The organism is Aliidiomarina celeris (genome assembly GCF_003316875.1).
GTDB lineage: Bacteria > Pseudomonadota > Gammaproteobacteria > Enterobacterales > Alteromonadaceae > Aliidiomarina > Aliidiomarina celeris.
The window spans coordinates 201,407-227,166 of the sequence record NZ_QMIL01000002.1 but is presented as its reverse complement, the minus strand read 5'-3'; the positions used below and the strand labels follow the sequence as shown (position 1 = coordinate 227,166).

Sequence of the window (25,760 nt, the reverse complement as noted above, 5' to 3'; positions counted from 1 at the left end):
AATTCGTTATGAAGCTTATTACGCTTAACACACTCAAGGTTTTGCTGATATCACTTGTAGCCCACCCTATTGCCAAGGCTGCAGAACACATTGTACCGCCGATGGTTAATGTTCCCGCAGGGGAGTTTATGATGGGAACTACTGGCGGTGAGCGACAAGCGCAACCTGTTCATCAGGTAACTTTGGCTGCTTTTCAACTGGGTAAATACCCGGTAACCGTTGCTGAGTTCCGTTACTTCGCGCTTGCTACGGGGTATAACCCCAACAGTACCTGTAACGATTTTATTGACGCTGAAGGATTACGCGGGCCAGAACACCAAGGCGCAGGCCGTTGGGACCAACACCGCTATAGCTACAGCGATTATCAATCGGTCACCTGTATTTCTTGGCAAGATGCAAATGCCTACGCCACTTGGTTGTCTGAACAGACCGGTCAGCAATACCGACTGCCTACCGAGCAGGAATGGGAATACGCCACTAAAGGGAATACCCAAAGCCGATATTTCTGGGGCGATGACCCAACCCAAACAGAGGCGTGCCAATACGGCAATTTTGCTGATTTATCTGGCGAGCAGAGTAATAACCAACTTTATGGTTACAGCAACAAAGGGTTTGTGGAACACCTGAATTGCGATGATGGAGAACCATACAATGCCATTGTCGGTCTATACCGCCCCAATCCGTTTGGGTTGTACGACATGGTCGGTAATGTAAGTCAGTATCTGAATTCATGCTTTGATCCGAGTGGTTATCAGGTTTCCCTTAACAATCCAGAGATTCATGCTTGTGAGTTTATCGCGACGCGCGGCGGTAATTGGCATTACCCATCGCAACCTCATACCAACCGTGGTCGCTTTAAAAGCGAAGGTTGGAATGTTGCGGCTAACATTGGCTTTCGTTTAGCGCTAGACGGTCACGATGAATCGATTGCTCCGTCCACGGTTAATTTTGAACAGCAACTACAACAGGCACAGCTAACCAGAATAGCAACACGCGAGTCTTTGCTCGCCGCAGTTGAGCATGTGCACTTATTTGCCGTTGAAAACGGTAATCTAATGCTGAGTTGGAAGCCAAGCGGCGATCCGCGGGTTACACACTATGATATTTACCGTTCAACATTAAAGCTGGCCCAATATCTGGGAGGGTATTATCAGAATTATTATGAAAAGGCCTATTCTGTTACGGCCGGTACCACAGAACTTGAACTAGACCTTCCCAGCACTGACGAAAGCTTTATCGTAGTCGCTCGAGCCGAGTCCGTTTTAGGGGTGCCTTCAGAGAGAGTGACCGCGCAAACGCCGTCGCCGGCCTCCCCCATTCCGGGTCGGATTACAATGAGTCAACTCACTCAGTTGCATCATGCGCCTTTGTATTACTTTCCTGCTAATACAGAAAGACCTGAACGTTACTTGGTATTTAAAACAAATAAGGCAACTGAACAGCAAACGGTCACCCTGAAGTTTGAAACTGAAGTAACTCAATCTGGCTGGTATCAGCTGAACTATCATGGAAGTAGTTTCCAAAACGGTGATTTTTTCAAGGTATGGCAAGGACGAAAACTGGCAGGCACGATTGCTTATGATCGTGAGATTGACGATACACAATCAGCTCGTCATCGAGTCTACCTAGAGGCGGGGCGGTACCCGCTAGAGATTACGGTATTGAGGCAAGACTTCGATCGCTGGAGATTAAGCTGGATTGAGTTGCAGCTAATCTAGCCCACCGCGCGGTCGACGGCCTCGTCAATTTCTTGCACGCGTTCAATCAAATCTAAAATATGACTACTCTCGCAAAAGCTCGCCTGAAATGTTTGTTGAAATTGAGGGTCTCTGGCTCTTTGAAGAGTGCCATTGAAAAGGGTTGTCTTCGTGTTTTGGTTCAAATCTGAATCTCTTATCCCAATCAAGGTATCGAGGGTTAATTTAGAGAGTGTCTCCGAATTTTCGCCTTGCCCAATGGCGTGCTGGCACCTTCCTGCGGTCAAGTCCGAAGTTGCAAGCGTTTGAATAATATACTCAAAGTTAGTTTGCACTAACTCCAACCCTGCTCCTTTGTTTTGGCGTGCGTCCACTGAAAAGTGAGTGAGTAAAAGAGAAAACAAAAGAATTATTCCAAATAGCCGCATGGTTGCTACCTCAATATTGAAGAGTCTTGATAAAACTCGAAAATTTATAACCCTTCTCATCCTAGACTAGAGGCTTTGTTTTTTCCAAACCTTCTCGAAGGGCAATAAAATTAACGCTTATTTCAATAGTCATCTAAGCTTTTCTTGTATTGAGCAAGAATTACTAAGCGCTATCAAGGGCTAAGCGTCATTATGAAAAATACAGAGAAACAACGCAGTGAAGCACGATTCCGTAAACTGTTTGATGACACTCAAGCTATGTCTATTCAAGGCTATCGAGCCGACGGAACGGTTGTTTACTGGAATGATGCTTCAGAGAAAATATACGGTTACTCTGCCCATGAGGCGCTTCAGCAAAGCCTTTATGATTTGATCATTCCTCACGAAATGCGCGCAGAAGTGAAGCAGGCTGTCGCTTGGATGTTTGAGCACCAACAAGGAATTCCGCCGGCGCGACTCAATTTAAAACACAAAAATGGAACCACCGTGCCTGTCTATTCGAGTCATACTGTGGTCGCGTTGCCTAACGACGAACCCATTATGTTTTGCATGGACGCTGACATGCGTGCGTTAGAGGTGGCCGAGGCTGAAGTACAGCGACTTTCGTATTATGACCCGCTCACTGGATTACCGAATCGTCGCCTCATACTGGAGCGTCTCGAGGCATTGATGCGTGGCATCAATGGAAACCATGCGTTAGCCGCCTTATTAATCGTCGATATCGATAATTTTCACAGCATCAACGAAAGCTTAGGTTACAGTAACGGGGATCGCGTTCTGGTTCACTGCGCCCAAGCTTTGCAGCAAGTCAACAATCCTTGCAACGACAATATCGCACGCCTTGGGAAGGATGAATTTGTTGTGTTGTTTCCTTGTACGGCTCCCTCATTCGACGGCGCAGCCACCCAAGCTGAACAACACGCCACTCAGATTCTAGAAAGGGTTGAGGAAAGGCTCACGCTCAACAACCAAATACATCAATTGAACGCATGTGTGGGTATTACACTTTTTAGATATCCTGGTGAATTAGCGGGCGATGAGTTAATTCGCCAAGCGGATATCGCGTTAAAAACCGCGAAGCGTTCCAATAAAACATCGATTCGCTTTTTCGACCCAGTCATGGAGTCTGCAGTGAAAGAGCGAGTGCAAATTTCTCAGGCACTCAATCATGCAATTGAAAATAACGAATTGGCGCTGGCATTACAGCCACAAATTAATAAACAACAACAGCTTATTGGATTTGAAGGATTATTAAGGTGGCATCATCCAAAATTCCCAAACATCTCACCAGACGACTTTATCCCCATCGCTGAAGCCGATGGCAGCATCATTGAGTTGGGCAATTGGGTTTTGGAAAAGAGCTGTGAATTGCTGGGGCAATGGGGAACTAACGAGGCACGTAAACACCTTAAGATTTCTATCAATGTAAGTTCAGTACAGTTTCGCCGTGGCGATGTTGTTGAACGCGTGAAACATGTTATCGAAAAGACGGGCGCTAACCCCTGTAACCTGAGGTTAGAACTTACTGAGAGTATTACCGCAGAAGACATCGATTTTGTAATTACGCAAATGCAAAGCCTTCGTCGCCTCGGGGTCACTATTTCATTGGACGATTTTGGTACTGGCTATGCTTCTTTGGCCTATCTCACGAAATTGCCACTCGATGAACTAAAAATCGATAGGGCGTTTGTTAGAGATCTAGATAAACAAGGCAAAGGGGCGCTTTTAACAGAGACCATTATTAGCTTGGGTCGAAGTATGAATTTACTCGTTATTGCAGAGGGCGTGGAAACACAACAACAGTTCGAGAAGTTACAAAGCCTAGGGTGTGACTATTTCCAAGGATACCTTTTTGGCAAACCCAGTACCGACCCTGAAAAATATTTCCCTAGTCCTTGTTCATTATATTAGCGCTTTCCTTTAGGCTTACGACTCGGCCGGCGACCCTCTTGCGGCTTGCGATCATTTTTGGGGGGGCGCTGACCTCTTACAGGCAGTGGTGTTTTGCCTGTGAGCTCCACATCGGCAAAGCCTTCTAATTTTTTCCGCTCAATCGGTTGGCCAATGAGTCTTTCTATTGCTTTGAGAGTTTTAAATTCTTCGTCCATTACCAACGAAATGGCATGCCCCACCTGCCCTGCTCGGCCTGTGCGACCAATACGATGCACGTAGTCTTCTGCTACCTGCGGTAGGTCATAATTAATTACGTATGGAAGTTTTTCAATATCTAACCCACGTGCCGCAATGTCTGTAGCCACCAACACTTGCACTTTACCCGCCTTGAAGTCGCCCAGTGCTTTAGTTCGCGCGCCTTGGCTTTTATTGCCGTGAATTGCCGCCGCTAAGAATCCATCGCTACTGAGTTGCTTTACGAGTCGGTTCGCACCATGTTTGGTGCGAGAAAACACGATGACCTGAGGCAGATTCAAATTTCTAAGAATTTGCATGAGCATGCGCGGCTTTTGGCTTTTCTCCGCCGCATACATAATTTGTTCAATCCGCTCAGCCGTTGCATTTGGTGGTGCCACCGAAATCTCTACCGGATTGTTTACGAGTCCTTTCGCCAAGGCGCGAATATCGTTCGAAAACGTTGCCGAGAACATCAATGTTTGTCGCTTAGCAGGCAGTAACTTAATAATCTTTTTAATATCGTGAATAAAGCCCATATCGAGCATGCGATCGGCTTCATCGAGCACTAAAAGTTCAAGTTTCGGGAAGCGAATGGCGTTTTGCTGATACAAATCGAGTAAGCGCCCCGGGGTCGCCACCAAAATATCCACGCCTTTACGCAGTTTCATCATTTGCGGGTTAATTTTTACCCCGCCAAACACCACGGCGTAGTTCAATGGCAAATTCGCACCATACGTGGCAACACTCTCCCCCACTTGCGCGGCTAATTAACGCGTCGGTGTAAGAATTAGGACTCGTGCCGTGTTTGGTTTCGCGCGCTCGTTATCCTTCAGCATTTCAAGAATAGGCAATGTAAAGCCCGCTGTTTTGCCGGTGCCCGTTTGCGCGGCAGCCATTACGTCATTTTTAGCCAAAACGGCAGGAATCGCTTGTGCTTGAATGGGAGTGGGTTCGGTATAACCTTGCTTGGTGAGGGCAGTCAGTATTTCAGGGCAAAGACCTAATTCAGAAAATGTCATGTATCAATATGCAACTTTTTAACGGTATGAGGGGGTATTCTACTTCAGAGCGATACTAAATCGTAGGATAAAGCAGCAAATCCCCAGTTATTTCTGTTAAACTCCCGCCCTTCTGGCCACACGCCGTTTGTTTCCGCTTATTAATTGAGTACCCGTTCGTGATTTCAGCTGCAAATATCACCATGCAATTTGGTGCAAAACCGTTATTTGAAAATATTTCCGTAAAATTTGGACAAGGCAATCGTTATGGCCTGATTGGTGCCAATGGTTGTGGCAAGTCCACATTTATGCGCATTCTAAGCGGTGAGCAAGAGCCTTCGAGCGGCAATGTGTCGGTCACCCCTGGATTACGCGTAGGTAAGCTGCGCCAAGACCACTTCGCCTATGAGGCTTTTTCTGTTGTAGACACTGTCATAATGGGCCATGAAACTCTGTGGGCCGTGAAAGAAGAGCGCGATCGCATCTATGCCAGCGATATGAGCGAAGAAGATGGCATGCGCGTGGGTGACTTAGAAGTCGAGTTCGGTGAACTCGATGGTTATACAGCAGAACCAAGGGCGCAAGAATTGCTCGCGGGCTTAGGCATTCCTCACGAACAGCATTTTGAGCCCATGTCGGCGCTTGCACCCGGTCTAAAAATTCGCGTTCTACTGGCGCAGGTGCTTTTTTCTGACCCCGATATTATGCTCCTCGACGAGCCGACCAATAACCTAGATATCAACACCATTCGTTGGTTAGAAAACATTCTCGCGGCGCGCCAAAGCACTATGATTATCATTTCGCACGATCGTCATTTCCTTAATAGTGTGTGCACACATATGGCGGATATCGATTATGGCGAGTTGCGTTTGTACCCGGGTAACTATGACGACTATATGTTTGCCTCCACACAGGCGCGTGAACAGCTACTGCAAGACAACGCCAAGAAAAAAGACAAAATTGCCGAGCTGCAAAGTTTCGTAAGCCGCTTTTCAGCCAATGCTTCAAAAGCTAAGCAGGCGACTTCGCGTGCCAAACAAATTGAAAAAATTCAGCTCGCCGAAGTGAAGGCTTCGAGCCGCATGAGCCCTTATATTCGTTTTGAAAACGAGAAGAAACTGTATCGTCTAGCGCTAGAAATCGAGAATCTGAGTAAATCGTTTGAACAAAACCATGTGCTGAACCAGCTTTCCACTCATATTGAAGTCGGTGAGAAGGTCGCTATTTTGGGTAGTAACGGGATTGGTAAAACCACACTGATTAAGTGCTTAATCGGTGATTACACACCCACCAGTGGCAGCTATAAGTGGTCTGAAAATGCCAATATTGGCTATTGCCCACAAGATCATGGCAACCTGTTCTCGCAAAAAATGAATGTATTTGAGTGGATGAGCCAGTGGATGCAACCGCACCATGATGAGCAAAACGTGCGTGGCGTTTTAGGTCGTATGTTGTTTTCGCAAGACGACATTAAAAAACCCGTAAAGATTCTTTCTGGTGGCGAGAAGGGTCTCATGATTTTCGGCAAACTCATGCTGCAAAGTCCGAATATTTTAGTGATGGATGAACCGACCAACCACTTGGATATGGAATCGATTGAAGCGCTGAACTTGGCGCTTGAAAACTACAAAGGCACCTTACTTTTTGTAAGCCATGATCGTGAATTCGTATCGTCACTCGCTAATCGCATCATCGAAATCACGGATACCGGCATCCGCGATTTTGCGGGCAGTTACGACGATTATTTGCGCCAGCAAGACTCGGTTTAACGGCCCGCAAGGGCACTTTAAAGCAAGCGCGCACGGCAGCGACGGCCTTTTAGCTTGTCTTGTGTAAGGATAGTAAGTGCTTGCTTCGCCTTATTCTTAGAAATCGCAATAAAGCTCACTTGGCTTTGTACCGCAATTTTACCAATGCTGGCGAAGTCGAGTGCATCGTTCTTCGTAAGTGCGCCCACAATATCACCCGGGCGAAGTTTGTCTTTCTTGCCCGCCAAAATTTGAATCGTTGCCATATCTGCAGGTTCCGGCCGCTTGTGATCTTTAGGGTTTCCTTTCGGGAGTGCGCGTGCATCCCCTACTTCAGGCATAACCTCTTGCAGCAACGCAAACTTATAGTCATCGGCACCCGTCAAAAGCGTAAGCGCGACGCCCTTTTCGCCGGCACGCCCCGTTCGGCCCACACGATGAATATGGGTGTCGGCGTCGTGCGCGAACTCAACATTAATGACTAAATCCAAAGCTTTTATATCCAAACCACGCGCCGCAACGTCGGTTGCCACAATCATGCGTACACTGCCGTTGTTCAAGAGCATCAACGTTTGCTCGCGTTCCTGTTGCTCCAAATCACCATGCAACGCTCGTACGCTAAAGCCATGATTTTTGAGGTGCATGTGTAGCTCATTTGCAGCGCGTTTGGTATTACAAAACAAAATCGCGTTCTTCGGTTGCCTATCGAGCAACAATTGCACTACCGCAGCTTCGCGTTCATTCCCGTTCACTTGGTAAAAGTACTGCTCAATGTGCGTACTCTCACCTTCCGTTTTTACCTCAATTTGCACGGGAACGCGCATATATTTGCGGGCGATTTGGGCAATGGTTGGCGGATAGGTAGCGCTAAATAAGAGTGTTTGACGTTCTGTAGGCGTTGCCTGAATAATCGTGTCGATATCGTCTTGAAATCCCATGTCGAGCATTCGATCGGCTTCATCTAGCACCAACATATTTAAAATTGAAAGCTGCAGCCGTTGTTGCTTTAAATGATCAAGAATACGACCCGGCGTACCCACAATAATGTGAGCTCCATGCGCTAACGAATGTGCTTGAGCACGCGCTGGTGCACCACCGCACAAGGTGAGCACTTTTATATTTGGCTGATTTTGCGCCAACTTTCGAACTTCAGTCGCTACTTGCTCAGCAAGCTCTCGCGTTGGGCAAAGCACTAAGGACTGTACATCAAACACACTCGGATCAAGCTTGGCCAAGATCCCCAAGGCAAAAGCCGCTGTTTTACCTGAGCCGGTTTTCGCTTGCGCAATCACATCCTTTCCCGCCAACACAAGCGGTAAACTCTCAGCCTGCACTGGAGTCATTTCAAGATACTGAAGCGTATTTAATGTTTCTAACTGTTCTTTGGAAAGTTCTAAATCTTGAAAGCGGGTGCTTACCATGGGCTAGGGTCCTTGCAGGCGCGTGGCCCGAAACAAAAACCCAAGTATACCCTGAATCAGACACGCTCAACAGAACATGACTTTTAGCACATGGCGTTTTAACAACTATATGCAAAAATTTAGTCTATGGTTGAATATAAATTACTCTTCGGCAGCCGCTTATGATCAAGACAACTTCCGACATTTGGCATATGCGTGGTGAAAGCATGACGCGTATCGAAACATTTTTTGCTGCAGCATGCGCATTTGCTGTAACCATGGTCATTATTTCAGTAGGCTCTATTCCTGATTCGCTCGCGGAACTTGTGCAAGCTACCAAACAAATTCCTGCCTTTGTCGCGAGCTTTAGCGTACTCGCATGGGTTTGGTATACCCATGCAGTTTGGAGCCGTCGCTTTGGGTTAGAAGATGCGAAAACAGTGGTGCTGAGTTGTAGCCTTATTCTGTTAATACTGATTTATATGTATCCGCTAAGGATCATGATGCAGGGAGTTTTCGCTTTACTCACCGACGGCTATTTACCGGGCATTATGGAGTTTTCAGAAGATTGGCAAATTCGGTTTCTGTTTATGCTGTTCGGTTTTGGCTTTCTCTTGATGAGCCTCAATTTGGTTGCGCTCTATGCACACGGTAAACGAACTCCGGTGACTCCTCCCCTGAGCGAGGCAGAGAAATATGAAGCTGAAAGCGAAATCATCACATGGGCTGCCACGGCATTAATTTCCGTCATCTCTCTCTTGTTAGCTTGGTTGCTACCCGTCCACTGGGTCGGCTGGGCGGGTTACACCTTCTTTTTGTTATTCCCAGTACTCATCAGCATCGATATATTTCGACGAAAGAGGGCGCCTTAATTGCCAAGTCTTTGTGATAGTGAAGCTTCACAACCAACCCTTTTGATGCGCGATGCGGGCGGCTTCCACGCGATTGCTCGCATGCAGCTTGCTAATGGCTTCGGAGAGGTAATTGCGGGCGGTACCTTCGGCAATGAAAAGCTTCTGGGCGATGGCCTGTGTGCTTAAACCTTCGCCGGCAAGACGCAGCGCTTGCCGCTCTTTCTCGGTGAGCGGATCTTGATGTCCAATCGCTTGCATCAACAGCTCGTTACTGATGACTTGCTGCCCAGCAATCACCTGCTGCAATGAGCTTATTAACACTTTTATCGGGGCGTCTTTTAGCAAAAAACCGTTTACGCCAGCATCGATAGCCCGTTTTATATAACCGGCACGGTTAAACGTAGTGATAATTACACAGCGTACTTCTGGCTGTGATTGTTTTACCCATTGCACAAGTTCTAAACCGGAGAGGTGTGGCATTTCAATGTCGGTGAGTAACACATCATAAGTACTACTTTGCAGCCTTTCTCTCGCTTCCTTGCCATCACTCGCTTCCTCTACCTCATAGTCGGTCTCTAATCGAATCAAGCTTGCCAATGCAGTGCGCACCATAGCTTGGTCTTCTGCTAACAGAATTTTCATCGCTGGCCCTCTATTGCCTTAGGAAACATAAGTGAAACCTCACAACCCGACTGAGCTGAAAAATTGGCCGTGCCGCCCAAGGTTTGCATGCGTAACTTAACGCCTTGTAGGCCATTACCAATTTTCAGCTGTTCGCATGATCCGTTATCTTCAATATTAATTTGGTAGGTGTCTGCGCTTTCATTAAAGTGGATTTTGCACAACTGCCCTTTACTATGGCGAATAATGTTGGTGACTAATTCTGTGAGCGCTAGCACAACGGCGGTTTCGCGCTCCGTATTCATCACCGGCGGCTGGCCGGTAATTCGCGTTTCAAAACCAGCGTCTTTCAGTCGTTGTGTCAGTCGAGTTAGCTCGAGCGTTAAACCGCCGTGCTTGTAACCTGAAACGCTTTGGCGTACTTGCGACAAACTGTCTCGCGCAACCTCACTTAGTTCAGCGAGTTGTTGTTTCGCTTCTTTATACTGCTGCTTGGCCAACTGCGCTTGCGCTAGATCAGACTTCAAAACAATGCTTGAGAGTGTATGGCCCAAAATATCGTGCAAGTCTCGGGCAATACGCTCTCGTTCCACACGCGTTGCCAACCGCTCTATTTCTTCTTGGCTTTTTCGTTCTGCCTCTGCATGGCGCTGCCGCAAACGCTCCACTCGGCCAAAAATGGCCACCGTAATCACAATCACAGCACCATAATGGAAGAACAAATCCCATCGTGTGCCCACACCGAATTGAAACACCGCAAGGGTTGCAACAAGACCTATTACACTGGCAAGTGCGATGGGCCACCGATAAGCAAAACCCACGAAAAACCCGACATAACTGAACAGCGCGACGGAGCCCGGATTCAACGGTGTGGTAGCCACAGCAATAAAGTACATAGCGAGGATGGGGAGCAGCATTTGCTCAGGCTGCAAATTAAAGCAATATAAATACAGCCCCACAAAAACGATAAGCGCAACAACGAGCACTGCAATTTCCCACAGCGGATAAGGGAAAATCACCAGCGGCAACACATAGAAACCTAAGTTAAATAGATAAATCCACGCGTATTTGCGCTCGTTTTGAGTGCTGTGTGCGGTCATTTTTGCCTCACTCTGAAGAATTCCAATCTCATTATGCGATCGGCCCCAACTAAACACTAGTGACAGTTGTCATGTGTAATTGCTGACATTTGCAACTGCCGGCAGCGCTTAGCCCTCCCTAAACTAGCATTCGACCAAGTATGTTTAACAAATAAAAGGCGTGGCCTCATGACTTCTCAATCAACGCAAAAACCGGTGCTCACTATTGAGTCGCTTACCAAATATTACGGGAAAAAGTTGGCGCTTAACCAAGTGACTCTCCGAGCATATGCAGGCGAAGTCATTGCGGTTTTAGGCAAGAATGGCGCGGGCAAAACCACCACCATTCATTGCGCGCTTGGCTTGCATAATTTCGACTGTGAACACATGGAAATTCTCGGCGAAGTATGCACGCGCTCTGAACGCTCTTTGTCCCTCAAGAGTCGAATCGGTGTAATGATGCAAGTCGGCTCGGCCAATGCCAACCTCACCGTGTTTGAGCAACTCGATTTATTTTGCAGTTATTATCCAGGCGGATATACGCCCGCTGAACTTCTAGAAATCTTTTCATTACAAGCAATAGCTCATCAGCGCTTCGGCAAACTCTCTGGAGGACAACGGCAACAAGTGCTTTTCGCATTAGCCTTGGCAGGAAAGCCAGATTTGCTCTTCCTTGATGAACCGACGGTCGGTATGGATATTGAAGCACGCCATCTACTGTGGCGCCAGATTAACGCGCTTAAGGAGCAAGGGTGCGCCATCGTGCTTACCACCCATTATATTGAGGAAGCAGAGCGACTCGCCGATCGCGTCGCGATCATCCACAACGGCCAAGTTATGCAACAAGACACCCTAACCGCCGTCATTGGCGAGCAGCAATCACTTGAAGCCGCGTATTTATCATTTATTCAGGAGCAAGCTCATGGCTCACACTAATTCAATGAGAATCCGCAACATTTACCTAAAAGAGAGTTTTTATGACTTATTGAGTCTTTGGAGAACCCCCTCATTTTTTCTACCAGCGATTCTATTTCCCGTGGTTTTTTATATCTTCTTTGGTGTAGTTTTTAACTTTAGTGCCGCCCAAAGTGAGTACATGCTGGTGTCCTACGCGTGCTTTGGCATGATGGGCCCAGCCATGTTTAACTTCGCAACCGCCGTTGCCAGCGATCGCGCACATGGTTGGCTTACTTTAAAGCGCATTTCACCCATGCCTTTCAGCGCTTACTTGGTGGCAAAGTTATTTAGCAGCACCGTATTCGCTGCAATAATTGCACTTATACTTTTTGTCGTCGCCGCAACACTGGCCGATGTTGAGCTTTGGGAATGGCAGTGGCTTTCACTTTTTGCAGTGCTTATCGTTGGCTCACTTCCGTTTGCGCTCATCGGCCTTATTCTCGGTTTATACCTATCTGACAAAGCAGCGCCAGCAATCGTAAATCTCATCTATTTACCGATGGCTTTTCTTTCGGGGCTTTGGGTACCGATTCAGTTTTTACCAGAGCTTGTAGGCAAATTCGCTTATGCCTTGCCAGCGTTTCATTATTCACAGCTAACGCACAAGGTGATCGGCACCGATTTACAGCAACCGGTATGGTTACACTTAGCTTTCCTTATTGGCTTTACCGCTTTGTTCATCGCCATTGCCCGTTATCGCTTTCATCGACTCAGCAAATAATCACTCTTCAAAATTGAGGCACTTAGCAATGAAGCAAAAAATTGCTCTCTTACTCTCGGTGGTTGCAGTGGTATCCGTATTTCTGTTGCTACCCACGCCTGCTCATAATCCAAAAGCAGAAGGCCAGTCTTTTATTCTAGGACCGGTTCAGATCTTCGATGGTGAAAAAGTGGCAGATGCTTCATTCATCGAAGTGCAAGACGGTATGATTGTTGCTCTCCATAACGCTCAACCCGAGAGTGACTTAGCGTTCATTCAAGGTAACCATCAATGGGTGATGCCCGGCCTTATCGATGCACATGTACATGCTTGGGGTGGCGCACTAGAAGACAACCTTGCACGCGGCGTAACCACCGTTATAGATATGTTCGGCGACCCGAGATTTCTTGCGCAACATAAGCCGAAACGAAGCAATAGAGAGTTTTCCAACCAAGCAGACCTATTTGGTGCAGGGCTACTGATGACAGCTCCACAAGGTCATGGTACTCAATACGGTATCCAAGTCAGTACGCTGAGCCATGCAGATCAGGCGATGTCACTTATCTCTGAACGCATTCATACCGGCTCAGACTTTATTAAAATTGTTTATACCCATAAAGACGCGAGCTATGCACATGCGCCCTCGATATCAAAGACAGAGTTAGAAGCATCTATACAAGCGGCGCACGCTCAAAATTTGATGGCGGTAGTACATATCTCCGATGCGCGATCGGCAATGGATGCCGTTCAAGCCGGCGCCGACGGCCTTGTTCACAGCTTCTTTGATGAAGTCATTAGTGACGAGCTGCTTGCTCTGATGAAAGACAGTGGCGTTTTTATAATTCCGACCATGGTGGTTTATGAAGGCATGTTGCGCGGGAGTATTAATGAGCGAGCTTTATTCTCGAATAACGATTTAAATATAGAGCGTTCCGCCCGTGCAACGCTCTCACGAACGTTTAATAACACAGAATTCCCAGTGCACTTTTATACCAACTTGCTCGAGACGACCCAAAAGCTCCACAGTGCGGGTATTCCAGTGCTTGCAGGAAGTGATGCGCCAAATCCGAACACCGCACATGGCTGGTCATTGATCATTGAGCTTATGTTGCTTGAAGAAGCCGGATTACCCGCTCATGCAGTGCTCAGCGCTGCCACACAGCAACCCGCACTGGCGTTTAACTTACCTGAGCGTGGCATGATAGCACCCGGTATGCGCGCCGATATACTGCTTCTACAAAACTCACCTTTCGAACAGCTTGATACGCTGCTCGCACCGAAAGGAATTTGGAAAAATGGCTACAGAGTGAAGTGACTCGCTAGTTGAAAACAACTTCATTGTCCAAGCCCATATTGTGACTCGCACCTGCCGAGAGTTTCCTGAATAACATTCGCTGATTCCAGCCCTTGCTGGATTCGGCGACCACGATTTTGCCCTTCGGCCAACACCTGTTGCTCCAATTGCACAGCATTCGTGTCAGGGTTAACTTGAATATGTCTGCGCATCGCAAATCTCGTGCGCTCCGACGCCATTGCGCGCTGCGCAGGATTGAATGCTCCTAATAGCCAATATGAGACAGCACAGTCAAAGTCACTGGTTAAATCAATGGCCGTTATCATTGGCGTGAACCCGTACAGATCGTCACATGCAGCCAATGTTTGGATAGCACTTAGTTGGGCACTTCTATCTTGTGAGTCAATGTCGTCCTTTATTGAGGCCTCAGGAAACAAAACAACGGTTCCATTCACTCCTAACTGCAAGGAATTCGATTGTCCTTGTACGAATCGATTGAGATCTACCGCAAAATTATTCCCACTTCCAGATATTGAGGGGTTGAGTTGATAAGTTCGAATTAAATGCCAAGCACGTTCTCTAGTATCGATCTGTTCATATTGCTTTATGGTTTGACTCGCATTTTGGGCATGACCTACTTGAAGATAGTTGACTGCACAACGTCCTGCTCGCTCTAATTCATCATTCGCATTCGCTAAACTTACATACGCAAAATAAACGAGAACGCTGCAAAAGATTCTGGACTTGGAGCACACTGAATAGGTTTTCATGTTCACATTCCGAACGAGATAGTAAATCTAGGTATAGCAATAGCTTCTCATACTTTCAAATACTCAACTTGCTCCTCATTACACAGACTTCTGTTGCTCAATGCTAGGCATCGCCAAATAATAAAGCACAAGCAGCACGCCAAACGGCACGAGGTACATGAGCTGCCACCACACACTTTGGCCGGTGTCTCTGAGCCTACGGGTAGAAACAGCAAGGAAGGGAATTAGCAGAATAATCGCCACCGCACTGGCCACTGCCAAGTGAATGGTTTCCGCGAGCGCTAAAATAAGTACAAAGAAAATAAAGAACCACCAAAATTCATAGCGATCTGCGCGGCTTTGAAAATCATCAAAGTCTTTCAGGGTATTCAATATACTTGTAAACGCGCGCTTCGGTACTGGTTGGTTTGAACTGGTGAGTGTTTGCGCATCGACTTCAAATACGGCGGCCAAGGCTTTCAATGTTTCTTGTGAAGCCGTGCCTCGTTTCTCCAAGCGCTGAATGGTTCTTAAATTGACACCGCAAAACTCACTAAGCTGCTCTTGCGACCACCCCTTTTGCACGCGTAATTGTTTTACTTTTTCGCTATTAATATTCATGCCGCAGCAACTCCTTGTTGTGCTTGATTGCTTCCCTGCAACTTACCACAACTTAAATATAGCGCTACGGCATTCATACGGCATGGGTGCGACACCACATAACCGCTCTACTTCACCGAACAGGTGTTGATACCCAGTACGCGGTATAAACCGCAAAAGCGAAATACACCGGTAGCTATGAGCGCCGCGCCTAAAATCCACCATAGATTCCCTGCGCTTACGCTCCACACAATGAGTGCTGCACCTAAAACAATTCGAATGAAGCGATCGACCGTACCTACGTTTGACATAATTACCTCTACGATTTGAAGGAACCTTTGAAGTGTGGCTTGTTTTTGCAAATTGGCAACCCCACTAGCTTCGAAACATAAAGTAAACCGCACCAATTAGACACAAGCCCGCCCACACGTAATCCAGCTTGAAGGGCTCTTTCATGTATAGAATTGCGAAGGGCACAAAAACGCTAAGCGTGATCACTTCTTGTAAAATCTTTAACTGACCCAAGCTCATTACGGTATAGCCGATCCGATTTGCGGGTACTTGAAACATATACTCAAAAAAAGCAACGCCCCAGCTGAGTACCGCCGCCAACACCCATGGCTTGCCGTTCAGCTCTTTTAAGTGCGCATACCACGCGAAGGTCATAAACACATTACTGCATGTGAGAAGTACAATGGTTGTAATAATTGGATTCATAATAGCAACTACCCGGTTGTAACCACTGCAGCGGGAATAATTACCGCTACTAATACGGCTACTTCAATCGCCGCAATCACCTCTTTGGTTACTTCGCCCAGCACTTGGCCTTTGAAGATTCGCTCGAGTTGTTCTTTGTGCGTTTTGAGCTCTTCTTTGGTGAAGATCGCATCGAGCACCCGAGTGCCTTTTGCAATGGCGATTAAAAGGGCCGTGCGGGCCTCCACTTGCTCCGGTTCTTGAATTACCGCCGCCTTTGCTTCGGCGATTAAAATCGCCTCCACTTCAGTACGCGTCAGCGGATAGAGTCGCTGCTCGAACACCCAGAGAATCTTTTTGATTTTCAACTCGAGTACACCGTCATTCACCAGTGGCGCAGCAACCCGATGCTTTAGATTTTTTAGACCCGCAAATTTAGTCACCCAATCTTTCAGCGGCTTTTCGCGTTTCGAAGCTGCAATCGTTTGCAGCACCTCAGTAAGCACTTCATCGCCACAGGGTTCGGTGCTTTTCACAAATACCTTTTTCTTTTTACCCTCAAGGCCAATACGCTCTTGCAAAATAAGCTCTGCCAGCAAACAAGCGGCTAACCCATATTGCAAATAGCTGGTCTTTACGGTGCCCTTCTCGTCGTGCAACGCTAACAATAATAGACCGTGGTGGAGCAAAATGACTGATTTCAAATTAACCTACCTATGTTCATGGTCAAACCTTCATGAGTGTTATTATTGCAAAAAGTTAAGCATACTTGCTGAGTCTCAATTAAAACTAAAGGTGAATTCTCCATGCGTTGCTTACGTACTCTTTCCACTCGCTGTTCCGTTCTACTATTGGCGATGTTGCTCTGGTTGCCGATAGCGAGCGCCAATACCGCCGTAGCCGACCTCGCTACATTTACCGAAAACCTCGATAAACGGGAAGGTTACTTCAATCTTTATATAGACGTCGAGCAAGACCGTGTTTACTTAGAAGTACCACGACATGCGCCCGCGTTCATTTTTCAAAGCAGTTTACCTCGAGGTGTTGGCTCGAACGACTTAGGGCTCGATCGTGGCCAATTGGGCAATACGCGCTTAGCTGAGTTTAGCATTCACGGTCCGCGTGTGTTGCTGATCGAGAAAAACACACAGTACCAAGCCATTACAGAAAACGAAATGGAGCGTTTGAGTGTTCAAGAAGCCTTTGCAGAATCAACATTGTTTGGGTTTGAGGTGGTAGCGCAAAACGAGCAATCGGTATTAATTCACTATACGCCTTTTCTTTACACCGACATTCATAATATCCGTGGGCGCTTACAAAGCTTAAACGAGGGGAGTTTTACGGTTGACCCATCACGCTCTGTACTCTGGCTTGAACGCACCAAATCATTCCCACGAAACACTGAGTTAGAAGCTAAAGTTACCTTCACGGGCACGGGCGCTGGCCGCTACTTGCGCTCGGTCACCCCAGACGCCAGTGCACTCACCGTGCATTTACACCATTCGTTTATTGAATTGCCACCGGCCGGCTATAAACCACGCGCCTTTCATCCGCAAAGTGGTTATTTTGCACGAGGTTATGAAAACTATGCGGCGCCTTTACAAGAAGACATGACAACCCAGTTTATTCCTCGTCATCGGCTCGAAAAGCAGAACCCAGAGGCGGCACGCAGCGAGCCTGTGGAGCCCATTATTTATTACCTCGATCCGGGTGTACCGGAACCGGTGCGCACCGCCCTCATTGAAGGCGCATCGTGGTGGAACGAGGCGTTCGAAGAGATTGGCTACATTAACGCATTCCAGGTGCAAGATTTACCCGCAGATGCAGACCCAATGGACGTTCGCTACAACGTAATTCAGTGGGTACACCGCGCCACCCGCGGTTGGTCTTACGGCTACTCGGTTGTTGACCCGCGCACCGGCGAAATACTGAAAGGGCATGTAACTCTGGGCTCACTGCGCGTGCGCCAAGACATGCTCATTGCACAAGGCTTACTGGCGCCATTTTCGCCCGAAAAGAACACCGGCGAATTACTTGCAGAAATTGAACGAATAGCACTGCATCGCATTCGCCAACTTTCGGCGCATGAAATTGGCCACACCATAGGTATTGCCCATAACTTTGCAGCAAACTCGCAAGGTCGGGCGTCTGTAATGGACTATCCGCACCCGCTCATTCGCATGAACGCTGCGGGCGACATTTCTCTGCAAGATGCATATGCCACGGGTATGGGGGTTTGGGACAAGTTTACCATTGCCTATGGCTATACTGAGTTCCCAACCGATGAAGCTGAGCAACAAGGGTTAAATGCGTTGCTCACGCAGGCACGAGAGGCCGATTTTCACTTTATTTCCGATCGCGATGCTCGCGCGCCACATGGCGGACACCCAACCGCCCACCTATGGAACAATGGTGAGAGTGCGGTAGAGGAGCTTAATCGACTCATCTCTGTGCGCCAGCACGTACTAAGCCAATTTGGCCTGCACAACCTCGCCGACGGAAAACCATTGAGCGACCTAAAACACCTGCTGGTTCCCATGTTTTACCTACACCGGTACCAAGTTGAAGCCGCGGCGAAATTAGTTGCAGGGGTTCACTACCGCTACTATGTGAAAGGAGAGCAAAGCATAGACTATGAAATGGTTGCAGCGAGCGAGCAACGTGCCGCCACGCAAGCTTTGCTCGCCACATTAACGACAGAGTTTCTGTCTATTCCGCGCTCGGTTGAACATCTGTTGGTTCCAAATGCATACGGACGATCAGACTCGCGCGAAGACTTTCCTACTCGCATGGGGCTCTTTACCGACCCAGTAACGATTGCAGAAGCGAGCGCGCAACATACGTTATCTATGTTACTGCATCCGCAGCGACTAAATAGATTGCACTGGCAACATGCCACCCAGAACGAAATACAGTCTCCGGCCGAAATCGCAGAAGCATTACTTACTCAGGTATGGGGGGCGCTAAAAACAGAAGCGCACCCCATTACTCACCGTACCGCCTATCTCACTGCCTATAATTTAGTGACTACCGCACTTGATAGCCGGACTGCACCGGAAGTTCGGGCTGCATTACAAGCTACTTTGGGTAAAAAAGCGGAAGCATTGGGCGAAGACGCCGATGGTTGGCGTTATAAAAGCGCCGACTTTAGCGCTTACCTTTCCGCATTGGTTTTACAGGCGCTCAATGAGCAAGCGTGGCCGGAACAATTTGAACCCGCTGCACTGCCTCCTGGCTCTCCTATTTAACGGTTCTCACATTTCACAGAAAACCACACCTACGTTGTTGCAGGGCGCTGAAAAAAGCGCTCTGTAACAAGCCAAAGTGCGCAAAGGTATAGTCGGCGAGGTTGGCAAAATAGGGCAATGCTTCAAAATTCACTAAGCAGGTTGCCATGTTTGCATTGCGGCCCGCTTGCAAATCGTACTTGTAATCACCAACCATCATAAGGGCCGACGTTGGCAGCCGAAATTGTGTAGCAACATTGATTAGCGCTGCGGGGTCTGGCTTTGGGCTGCTCATTTCTCGCGTAACAATGTGTTTAATCGGTATGGCGTTATTCTTCACTTTTACGGCGGTTGCCGTTGCCGAGTTGCGAGTGACAATTGCCATGGGTATACCATTTTCAGCACATTGCTCGACAAATGAACGGGCATGGGGTAACCAAGTACTGCTCTCTGCGTCGGCCATTTCATGGCGATAAACAATATCGGCTGCGGCTTGCTTTTCCGCGGCGGGCAAGCGCTCAAGATAACTCAGAATGTCGTCAGTCGGCGAGCAACCAATTTCCTGTCGAATAGCCTCAAAGTTTAGGGACGACGAAACTAACGTACCGTCGAGATCGAAAATAATGCCCTGAATATGTATCAACCTGAACCTCAGAAAAAGAACGCCTAATTACTGCTAACACTACGAACTATTTCCACAATCGGTTCGCCCATTTAGGCTAATTACTTAATCCTTAAACACGACAACCCGAACAAATATCAGCTGTTGGTATAGCGGTAAAACTTTCTGCCAGTAGCTGCTTTAAGGGTTCTGAGCAATAATGCTCTCGCGTAACATGTGGGTGCGACCGCAACCGGCCTTTTAACACGTTGTTGCCTACGTCGGTAAGTAACGGATTGTTCGGATCAGTGCTCGGCCCTAACGCTCGTGCTTTCAACTCAGGCGGCAACGAGAGCACAGGTACGGTGGCTGAGAGCTGCGCGCCCATAAAGAATGCAATAGAGTAACGTTCTACACCTTGAGTGGGGCTTTCTACCTTGTGGTTCGTTGCTTTTAAAAACCCATTCGACGCCATTTCCAGAAGTTCGCCGATATTTACTACTAACGCGCCCGGAATGGGTGCTACATCTACCCATTGGCCGTCCCGCTCTACTTTAAGGCCGCTTTGCCCGTCTTGTATAACGAAGGTGAGATAACCGGGGTCTTTGTGAGCACCCACCCCCTGCTCTGCGGTTTGCTGGGCAGGATAACGTATCAGCTTAGCATGAGTATATGGCTGTTCGCCCAAGGTTGCGTCGAGGGCATTCGGGCTCACTCCCAAGGCTTTGCACAGTTGCTGTAGCAAAGTTACGCTTACCGCGCTTAACTTGGTTTGCAAGTACAGTAAGGCCGGCTTTAGTGTCGGCATCGCAGCAGGCCATAAATTCGGTCCAATGAGTTTTTGCCATGGTCGGCGCAACTGTTCAGGTGCAAGCGCTATTTCTTCGTTCATCCAGTCGAATTGCTCTCTTGCGTCCAATCGACCTGAGGTCATTTCACTGCCTACCGCGTTATAGCCTCGGAAATGCGGCGAATGAATCATATCTATCGTCTGCTTTTCCTTTTCGGAAAGTAAGAAAAATCGATGGCTTAATGCCAAATAGTCTTGCAGTGTCCGGGCGCTTAAACCGTGATCAACTAAATAGAAAAAACCCACTTCGCTCGCGGCCTGCCGCAATTGCGCTAAGCCTTCGCTAGAATTGAGCGATGCCATAGAAATAATGGGCAACGATGCAGCGTTCATAAACACTCCTTCTCCAATAACTGTGCACAATATAGGCTGCTCCACAGCATTAATGAACGATCCAATTTTTCTAAGTTAGACTGTTTTGGTCTAGCGATAGCTTTATCTCCTTGTGTTTCATAAATGGAACAGTAGTTTCCATTTTAACCATCTAGTTCCAATATTGCTTGTATAGTAAGCTCAGTTCATCAAAGTAACGCCTGTTGTTTAAATGGGTGCTTTTAAAGAGAAGGAATTAATTATGAGTAATAAAGCGATCGAAGTTTTCACTCAGCGCCGCAGCCAATATGCACTTGGTAAAAATGTTGAAGCCAGCCAGGAGGCGCTCATTCAGTTAATTCAAGAAGCCGTGCGCCAAGCACCTTCTTCGTTTAACTCGCAAAGTTCACGTGCAGTCATTCTGTTCGGCGAGCAGAGCGACAAGTTTTGGCAGTTGACCAAAGACGCGCTTCGCCCACTTGTGCCGGCCGATGCCTTTGGCGCTACTGAGGGTAAACTAGACTCGTTCGCCGCGGGTGTAGGTACTATTTTGTTTTTCGAAGACCAGAACGTAGTAAAAGGACTGCAAGAGCAGTTCCCACTTTACGCAGATAACTTCCCAGTTTGGTCTGAACACTCTACTGGTATCGCTCAGTTTGCGGTGTGGACAGCACTGGCTGAAGCCAATGTAGGTGCAAGTTTGCAGCACTACAACCCGGTGGTAGATCAAGCCGTAGCGGAAACATGGAATATTCCAGAGTCGTGGACTTTGCGCGCGCAAATGCCCTTTGGTTCGAACGAAGGCGAATTTGGCGAGAAGAGCTTTATGGACGACAGCGAGCGCTTCCGCGTATTCTCTTAATCGTTCTAACGTTATAGCAACGCGTAAAAACCGAGCACCGCAAGGGCTCGGTTTTTTTATCCGCACAACGGCTGCTACTTAACCCAAGTGATCACCTGTTGAACAAGCTTCTGAATACCGGCTTCAGCTTCACATAAATTTTGGGCGAGCATGTAAGCGGGCGTGGTCACTACTTTATTCTCGGTATCCGTCACAACCGCGTCGACAGCGCAGTTCAAATGCACCCCGCCCATGGCTTCAATGGCTTTAGCAACTTCTGCATCGTTACCCACAGTGCACTGAACGCCTTGGCCGTAAACTTCCGGCAATAATACCGGCGCAATACACATGTAACCTGCTGGCTTTTTAGCAGTTGCAAATGCTTTGCATACCGACAATATACCTTCATGTACCGTCATTTCGGCACCTTTTACCGCAAAATCACAGAAGTTCTTTGCCACCCCAAAACCACCCGGAAGCACAAGAGCGTCAAAGTTCGCCGCATCAAGCTGATTCAGAGCCTGTACATTACCGCGCGCAATACGAGCCGACTCTACCAATACATTGCGCGCTTCCGAGCTTGGCTCGCCTTTTGTGTGGTCTATAGTGTGCATTTGCGTAATATCGGGCGCAAAACATTGGTAACAAGCACCAGCTTTCTCAAGATGCAACAATGTCAGCACGGCTTCGTTGATCTCGGCTCCGTCATAAACACCAGAACCAGACAATAACACTGCAATTTTTGCCATCCATTCACTCCTTTTTTCCAGAACCCGACCCAAGTATAGGGCATAATAATTTTATTTAAATCGCTTAGTGGCTGTCACTGATTGGCGCGTCAACAATACTGCCGTCGACTAAATTGATGGTTTTATCGCAGCTGGCCGACAGCCTTGGGTCATGAGTGACAATGAGTACAGCGCAGTGACGCTCGGCCTGTATTTTACGAAACAGCGCGAACACGTCTTCCGCTGATTTTGTGTCGAGGTTTCCCGTAGGCTCGTCGGCCAGTAAGAGCGCAGGGTTTGTCGCTAAAGCCCGCGCTATCGCTACACGCTGTTGCTGCCCGCCAGAAAGTTCATTGGGTTTGCGCTGCATGTACTTTTCTAAGCCCACGGCTGCAAGTAGCTCGCGGGCACGCTCTCGTGCCGCTGGCTTCGGTTTACCGTGCTGCAACATGAGCGGCATCAGTACATTATCGATAGCAGAAAACGCCTGAATTAAATGATGAAATTGGAATACGAAGCCAAGCGTTTCACCGCGCAACTCGGTTCGTTGCTGGTCACTCATGTTTCGCGTGGGTCGGCCTTGCACATACAGCTCCCCTGCTGTCGGCTGGTCGAGTAAGCCCATAATATTTAAAAGCGTGCTTTTACCCGAGCCCGACGGCCCAACTAACGCGGCAAAGTCGTCTGCGGCTAGGGTGAGGTCAATGCCATGGAGCACTTCTACTTCATTTGGCATACCTATGTTGTAAGACTTACGCAAGCCTTCTAGGCGCATAATTTCTGTAGGTTTAGACATAGCGAATAGCCACCACAGGATCGAGTTGAGCCGCTCTGCGGGCTGGAATTGCGGCAGCAAACACGCCCGTTATCGTCGCAAGCGCTACCGCCGCCGCAATTAAGGAAGGCGGAACCGGAATGTAAAAAAGCCCTGGACCAAAGCTATTGAACATCGCCACCAAGGCATAACTGGTGAGCACTCCAACAACAGAGCCGAGCAATCCAAAAAGCGCCCCCTGCAACAAAAACACACGCAGAATTTGCCCTTGTTTTGCTCCCGTTGCCCTTAAAATACCAATTTCGCGGGTGCGCTGCACAACACTTACCGACAGCACACTCGCAATGCCAAAGGCTACGGAAATACCCACAAATACAATAATCATATTGGTTGAAACACTCTGCGCACTCAATGCGTTCATCAGCTGTGCGTTGGTGGCAATCCAGCTTTCAGATTTTAAGCCGGTTAAACGCCCAATACGTTGGGCTATGGTTTCGGCGGTAAAAATATCTAACACCCGCAAGTCGATAACGGTTACACCGCCCACCAGCCCCAGCATGGACTGCGCTTGTCTTAAATCCAAATAGATATACCGAGCATCAAGTTCCCGAACGCCAAGTTCGAAAATACCCGCTATGTTTACCACTCGGCTGAACTGCTGGCCTGTGTCGAGGCGAATTTTACTGCCCACCAACACACCAAGCTCTTCGGCCAGTTGCGCACCAATAAGTACATCGTCAGCGCCAATGCTCAACCGGCCACTCACTAAGTAGTCTTGCAAGGGCACTATGTTCTGATAACGTTCCAACGTTACGCCAACCAAAGCCACCGACTCTATTGCGTCGCCCCGCAACACCAAAGCGGGTCCTGATACCATGGGCGACACTGCAGTGAGCTCAGCCCGTTGGTCGAGTGCAGTGACGATTTGTTGCCAGTTATTGATACTGCGCAGGCGCTGCGCACGTTTGTCTTCGAACACAAACTGCACCGTATTATCGGCCACCGGCGCAAGCAAATTTTCTTCGTCGGGCTGCAGCAAACGAATATGGGCCTGAGTGCCCAAGGTCCGATCAATCACGTTTGCTTGTAGTCCCTGAATAAGTGCGCTTACAAACACGATTACCGCTACCCCAACAGCCACACCAATAGTGATCATTAAGGTTTGTGTTTTCCCCTCGCGCAAAAAGCCAATTGCGAGCAACCATTCAGTCCAAAGCTTCTCAAAAATACGCATTAACGGCTCGCTGTCGTAACTGTTTCTTTGGCCTCTTGCACACGCACACGATCGCCGGCGCTCATGTTATCAGCGCGTTCAATGATAACGAAATCACCAGCATTTAAGCCGGAAACCACTTCCGTTTGCGTTAATCCACGCAGTCCAAGCGCGACTGACCGTTGTTCAATTTTATTATTACGCACCGTATATACTGTGGCTTCACTGCTGTTGGTTCGAAAAATGGCTTCGTTCGGCACCACCAACGTATTCTCTCGTCGCGCCGTTTCAATATTTACTGATACTGTCATATCTTGGCGCAAAAACTGCTCGGGAGCAGTTACGGTTAGGCGTACCTCAATGGTTCCACGTTGCGGATCAACGGCGGGGGCAATAAAACTCACCTCGCCAACGAAGGGCTGCTGTGGGTAAGCGTCTGCGATTACCTGAGCATACTGGCCAACGGCCAGTTGGCCTAAATTGCGCTCGTCGAGCTGCGAGCGAACTTCGAGAACTCCGTCGAGTGCCACCGTAAAAAGAGCTTGCCCAGGTTGGGCAATGTCACCATTTTCAATTGAACGTGTAAGCACCACACCGGCGGCCGGTGCACGAATTTGGGTTTTATTGAGCTGCGCTTGCAGCGCTTCCAATTGGGCTTCTAAACCCTGTTGTTCAGCACCATTTTCAGCGAATGCGACAACATTGGTCCGTGCTGTATTGAGGTTGAGTTGTGCAAGATCACGCAGCCGAAGTGCTTGTTCGTAGGCTTCTTGGGGAACCAGCGCCGCAGCAAGGAGGTCGGCACGCCGCTGTAACTCGCGTTCAGCTTGGGCATATTCAATTTCAGCACGGGCAAATTCAGTATTAGCTTGGGGGCGTAGCCGCTCAATTAAATCAGCTTGGGCAATTTCCAGCTCACGTATTTGGGCCTTCAGCGTGTCGGCTCGCAGCTCCAAAAGTAGCGCCCCAGCTGCAACGCGATCCCCCTCGTTCACATGCCGGGCAACGACTTCTCCCGCTACTTCAGTGCCCACGGTAAGCCGCGCTTGGTTGGTAACACGACCAGAGGCGACTACCCTTTGTACCAAAGGCGCCTGTTGCACTGTATAAACCGCTACGGTAGGCCCTTGCCACCAGCGCCAGCCCGTAAACGCAAAGGCCACAACAAGCGCTAGTACCAGCACATAACTTTTCGATCTAAATGCCACGCCCATTCTCCGGCAACCCCAACATCACCTCATAGTAGCGAACTGTGCCCGCCT

At 48.3% G+C, this 25,760-nt stretch carries 24 protein-coding genes and 1 pseudogene; 9 read left to right on the top strand and 16 right to left on the bottom strand.

The genetic code is table 11. The features are described 5' to 3' along the window. The first annotated feature begins 8 nt into the window (after positions 1 to 8). Positions 9 to 1,718, top strand: coding sequence for a formylglycine-generating enzyme family protein (locus tag DQW12_RS05290; protein ID WP_113906811.1), 1,710 nt, complete (start codon positions 9 to 11; stop codon positions 1,716 to 1,718). Here DQW12_RS05290 and DQW12_RS05285 read toward each other — a convergent pair. Beyond that, positions 1,715 to 2,125 carry a hypothetical protein gene (locus DQW12_RS05285; RefSeq protein WP_113906810.1) on the bottom strand — a complete coding sequence of 137 codons (411 nt, stop codon included), beginning with the start codon at positions 2,123 to 2,125 and terminating at the stop codon, positions 1,715 to 1,717. The two genes, DQW12_RS05290 and DQW12_RS05285, sit on opposite strands and share 4 nt — an antisense overlap. A 192-nt stretch (positions 2,126 to 2,317) precedes the next feature. On the opposite strand from DQW12_RS05285, the gene DQW12_RS05280 reads away from it, so the two are divergent. Beyond that, positions 2,318 to 4,036, top strand: a complete 1,719-nt coding sequence (locus tag DQW12_RS05280) for a putative bifunctional diguanylate cyclase/phosphodiesterase (RefSeq protein WP_113906809.1) — start codon at positions 2,318 to 2,320, stop codon at positions 4,034 to 4,036. Here DQW12_RS05280 and DQW12_RS05275 read toward each other — a convergent pair. Then, a pseudogene (locus tag DQW12_RS05275) lies at positions 4,033 to 5,274 on the bottom strand (DEAD/DEAH box helicase). The gene DQW12_RS05280 and the pseudogene DQW12_RS05275 overlap by 4 nt on opposite strands. A gap of 158 nt (positions 5,275 to 5,432) precedes the next feature. Between DQW12_RS05275 and DQW12_RS05270 the strand changes: the two are divergent. Beyond that, the gene (locus DQW12_RS05270; protein ID WP_113906808.1) at positions 5,433 to 7,022 is read left to right on the top strand and encodes an ABC-F family ATPase; all 1,590 of its coding nucleotides are present in this window, start codon (positions 5,433 to 5,435) and stop codon (positions 7,020 to 7,022) included. A gap of 17 nt (positions 7,023 to 7,039) precedes the next feature. Here the strand turns inward: DQW12_RS05270 and dbpA are convergent, their stop codons facing one another. Then, positions 7,040 to 8,422 carry an ATP-dependent RNA helicase DbpA gene (gene dbpA / locus DQW12_RS05265; protein ID WP_113906807.1) on the bottom strand — a complete coding sequence of 461 codons (1,383 nt, stop codon included), beginning with the start codon at positions 8,420 to 8,422 and terminating at the stop codon, positions 7,040 to 7,042. Positions 8,423 to 8,583: 161 nt separating this feature from the next. Here dbpA and DQW12_RS05260 point away from each other — a divergent pair, with 161 nt between their 5' ends. Next, a complete protein-coding gene (locus tag DQW12_RS05260) occupies positions 8,584 to 9,273 on the top strand; it encodes a TMEM175 family protein (protein ID WP_113906806.1) in 690 nt (229 codons plus the stop codon). A 27-nt stretch (positions 9,274 to 9,300) separates the two neighbouring features. Here DQW12_RS05260 and DQW12_RS05255 read toward each other — a convergent pair whose 3' ends face one another. Both DQW12_RS05255 and DQW12_RS05250 read right to left on the bottom strand, forming a co-directional pair. Continuing rightward, positions 9,301 to 9,897 (bottom strand): response regulator transcription factor, encoded by a 597-nt coding sequence (locus DQW12_RS05255; protein ID WP_113906805.1) that lies wholly within the window; start codon positions 9,895 to 9,897, stop codon positions 9,301 to 9,303. Further along, positions 9,894 to 10,976 (bottom strand): sensor histidine kinase, encoded by a 1,083-nt coding sequence (locus DQW12_RS05250; RefSeq protein ID WP_113906804.1) that lies wholly within the window; start codon positions 10,974 to 10,976, stop codon positions 9,894 to 9,896. Before DQW12_RS05250 ends, DQW12_RS05255 begins: the two co-directional genes overlap by 4 nt. 168 nt (positions 10,977 to 11,144) lie before the next feature. On the opposite strand from DQW12_RS05250, the gene DQW12_RS05245 reads away from it, so the two are divergent. From DQW12_RS05245 to DQW12_RS05235, 3 genes are read left to right on the top strand one after another with little or no spacing between them, the layout of a single operon-like run. Further along, a complete protein-coding gene (locus DQW12_RS05245) occupies positions 11,145 to 11,891 on the top strand; it encodes an ABC transporter ATP-binding protein (RefSeq protein ID WP_113906803.1) in 747 nt (248 codons plus the stop codon). Continuing rightward, complete coding sequence (locus tag DQW12_RS05240) at positions 11,878 to 12,633, top strand: ABC transporter permease (protein ID WP_306418741.1); 756 nt, start codon at positions 11,878 to 11,880, stop codon at positions 12,631 to 12,633. Before DQW12_RS05245 ends, DQW12_RS05240 begins: the two co-directional genes overlap by 14 nt. Before the next feature lie 28 nt (positions 12,634 to 12,661). Beyond that, a complete protein-coding gene (locus tag DQW12_RS05235; RefSeq protein ID WP_113906802.1) occupies positions 12,662 to 13,927 on the top strand; it encodes an amidohydrolase family protein in 1,266 nt (421 codons plus the stop codon). A 20-nt stretch (positions 13,928 to 13,947) separates the two neighbouring features. Here the strand turns inward: DQW12_RS05235 and DQW12_RS05230 are convergent, their stop codons facing one another. From DQW12_RS05230 to DQW12_RS05210, 5 genes are all read right to left on the bottom strand, one after another. Continuing rightward, the gene (locus tag DQW12_RS05230) at positions 13,948 to 14,676 is read right to left on the bottom strand and encodes a hypothetical protein (protein ID WP_113906801.1); all 729 of its coding nucleotides are present in this window, start codon (positions 14,674 to 14,676) and stop codon (positions 13,948 to 13,950) included. Between the two features lie 78 nt (positions 14,677 to 14,754). Next, on the bottom strand, positions 14,755 to 15,276 hold the full coding sequence (locus tag DQW12_RS13450) for a DUF805 domain-containing protein (protein ID WP_157957856.1): 522 nt from the start codon (positions 15,274 to 15,276) through the stop codon (positions 14,755 to 14,757). A 107-nt stretch (positions 15,277 to 15,383) separates the two neighbouring features. Continuing rightward, on the bottom strand, positions 15,384 to 15,566 hold the full coding sequence (locus DQW12_RS05220; RefSeq protein WP_198683908.1) for a YgaP family membrane protein: 183 nt from the start codon (positions 15,564 to 15,566) through the stop codon (positions 15,384 to 15,386). 64 nt (positions 15,567 to 15,630) lie between these two features. Then, complete coding sequence (locus DQW12_RS05215; protein ID WP_113906800.1) at positions 15,631 to 15,972, bottom strand: DMT family protein; 342 nt, start codon at positions 15,970 to 15,972, stop codon at positions 15,631 to 15,633. A gap of 8 nt (positions 15,973 to 15,980) precedes the next feature. Continuing rightward, positions 15,981 to 16,655 carry a GOLPH3/VPS74 family protein gene (locus DQW12_RS05210; RefSeq protein WP_113906799.1) on the bottom strand — a complete coding sequence of 225 codons (675 nt, stop codon included), beginning with the start codon at positions 16,653 to 16,655 and terminating at the stop codon, positions 15,981 to 15,983. Between the two features lie 102 nt (positions 16,656 to 16,757). Between DQW12_RS05210 and DQW12_RS05205 the strand changes: the two genes are divergently transcribed. After that, entirely contained in the window at positions 16,758 to 19,199 is a 2,442-nt protein-coding gene (locus tag DQW12_RS05205) for a zinc-dependent metalloprotease (RefSeq protein WP_198683907.1), read from the top strand. Positions 19,200 to 19,212: 13 nt separating this feature from the next. Here the strand turns inward: DQW12_RS05205 and DQW12_RS05200 are convergent, their stop codons facing one another. Then, a complete protein-coding gene (locus tag DQW12_RS05200) occupies positions 19,213 to 19,821 on the bottom strand; it encodes an HAD family hydrolase (RefSeq protein ID WP_157957855.1) in 609 nt (202 codons plus the stop codon). Between the two features lie 91 nt (positions 19,822 to 19,912). Continuing rightward, complete coding sequence (locus tag DQW12_RS05195; RefSeq protein ID WP_113906796.1) at positions 19,913 to 20,962, bottom strand: isopenicillin N synthase family dioxygenase; 1,050 nt, start codon at positions 20,960 to 20,962, stop codon at positions 19,913 to 19,915. Positions 20,963 to 21,203: 241 nt separating this feature from the next. On the opposite strand from DQW12_RS05195, the gene DQW12_RS05190 reads away from it, so the two are divergent. Beyond that, positions 21,204 to 21,803 carry a nitroreductase family protein gene (locus DQW12_RS05190; protein WP_113906795.1) on the top strand — a complete coding sequence of 200 codons (600 nt, stop codon included), beginning with the start codon at positions 21,204 to 21,206 and terminating at the stop codon, positions 21,801 to 21,803. 74 nt (positions 21,804 to 21,877) lie between these two features. Here DQW12_RS05190 and elbB read toward each other — a convergent pair whose 3' ends face one another. The 4 genes from elbB to DQW12_RS05170 form a co-directional block, all read right to left on the bottom strand. Next, a complete protein-coding gene (gene elbB / locus DQW12_RS05185) occupies positions 21,878 to 22,531 on the bottom strand; it encodes an isoprenoid biosynthesis glyoxalase ElbB (protein WP_113906794.1) in 654 nt (217 codons plus the stop codon). 64 nt (positions 22,532 to 22,595) lie between these two features. After that, on the bottom strand, positions 22,596 to 23,306 hold the full coding sequence (locus DQW12_RS05180; protein ID WP_113906793.1) for an ABC transporter ATP-binding protein: 711 nt from the start codon (positions 23,304 to 23,306) through the stop codon (positions 22,596 to 22,598). Beyond that, positions 23,299 to 24,519: an ABC transporter permease gene (locus DQW12_RS05175; protein WP_198683906.1), complete on the bottom strand. Its 1,221-nt coding sequence runs from the start codon at positions 24,517 to 24,519 to the stop codon at positions 23,299 to 23,301. Before DQW12_RS05175 ends, DQW12_RS05180 begins: the two co-directional genes overlap by 8 nt. Further along, positions 24,519 to 25,706 (bottom strand): efflux RND transporter periplasmic adaptor subunit, encoded by a 1,188-nt coding sequence (locus DQW12_RS05170; protein WP_157957854.1) that lies wholly within the window; start codon positions 25,704 to 25,706, stop codon positions 24,519 to 24,521. The genes DQW12_RS05175 and DQW12_RS05170 overlap by 1 nt, the downstream gene beginning before the upstream one ends. Positions 25,707 to 25,760 lie beyond the last annotated feature (54 nt).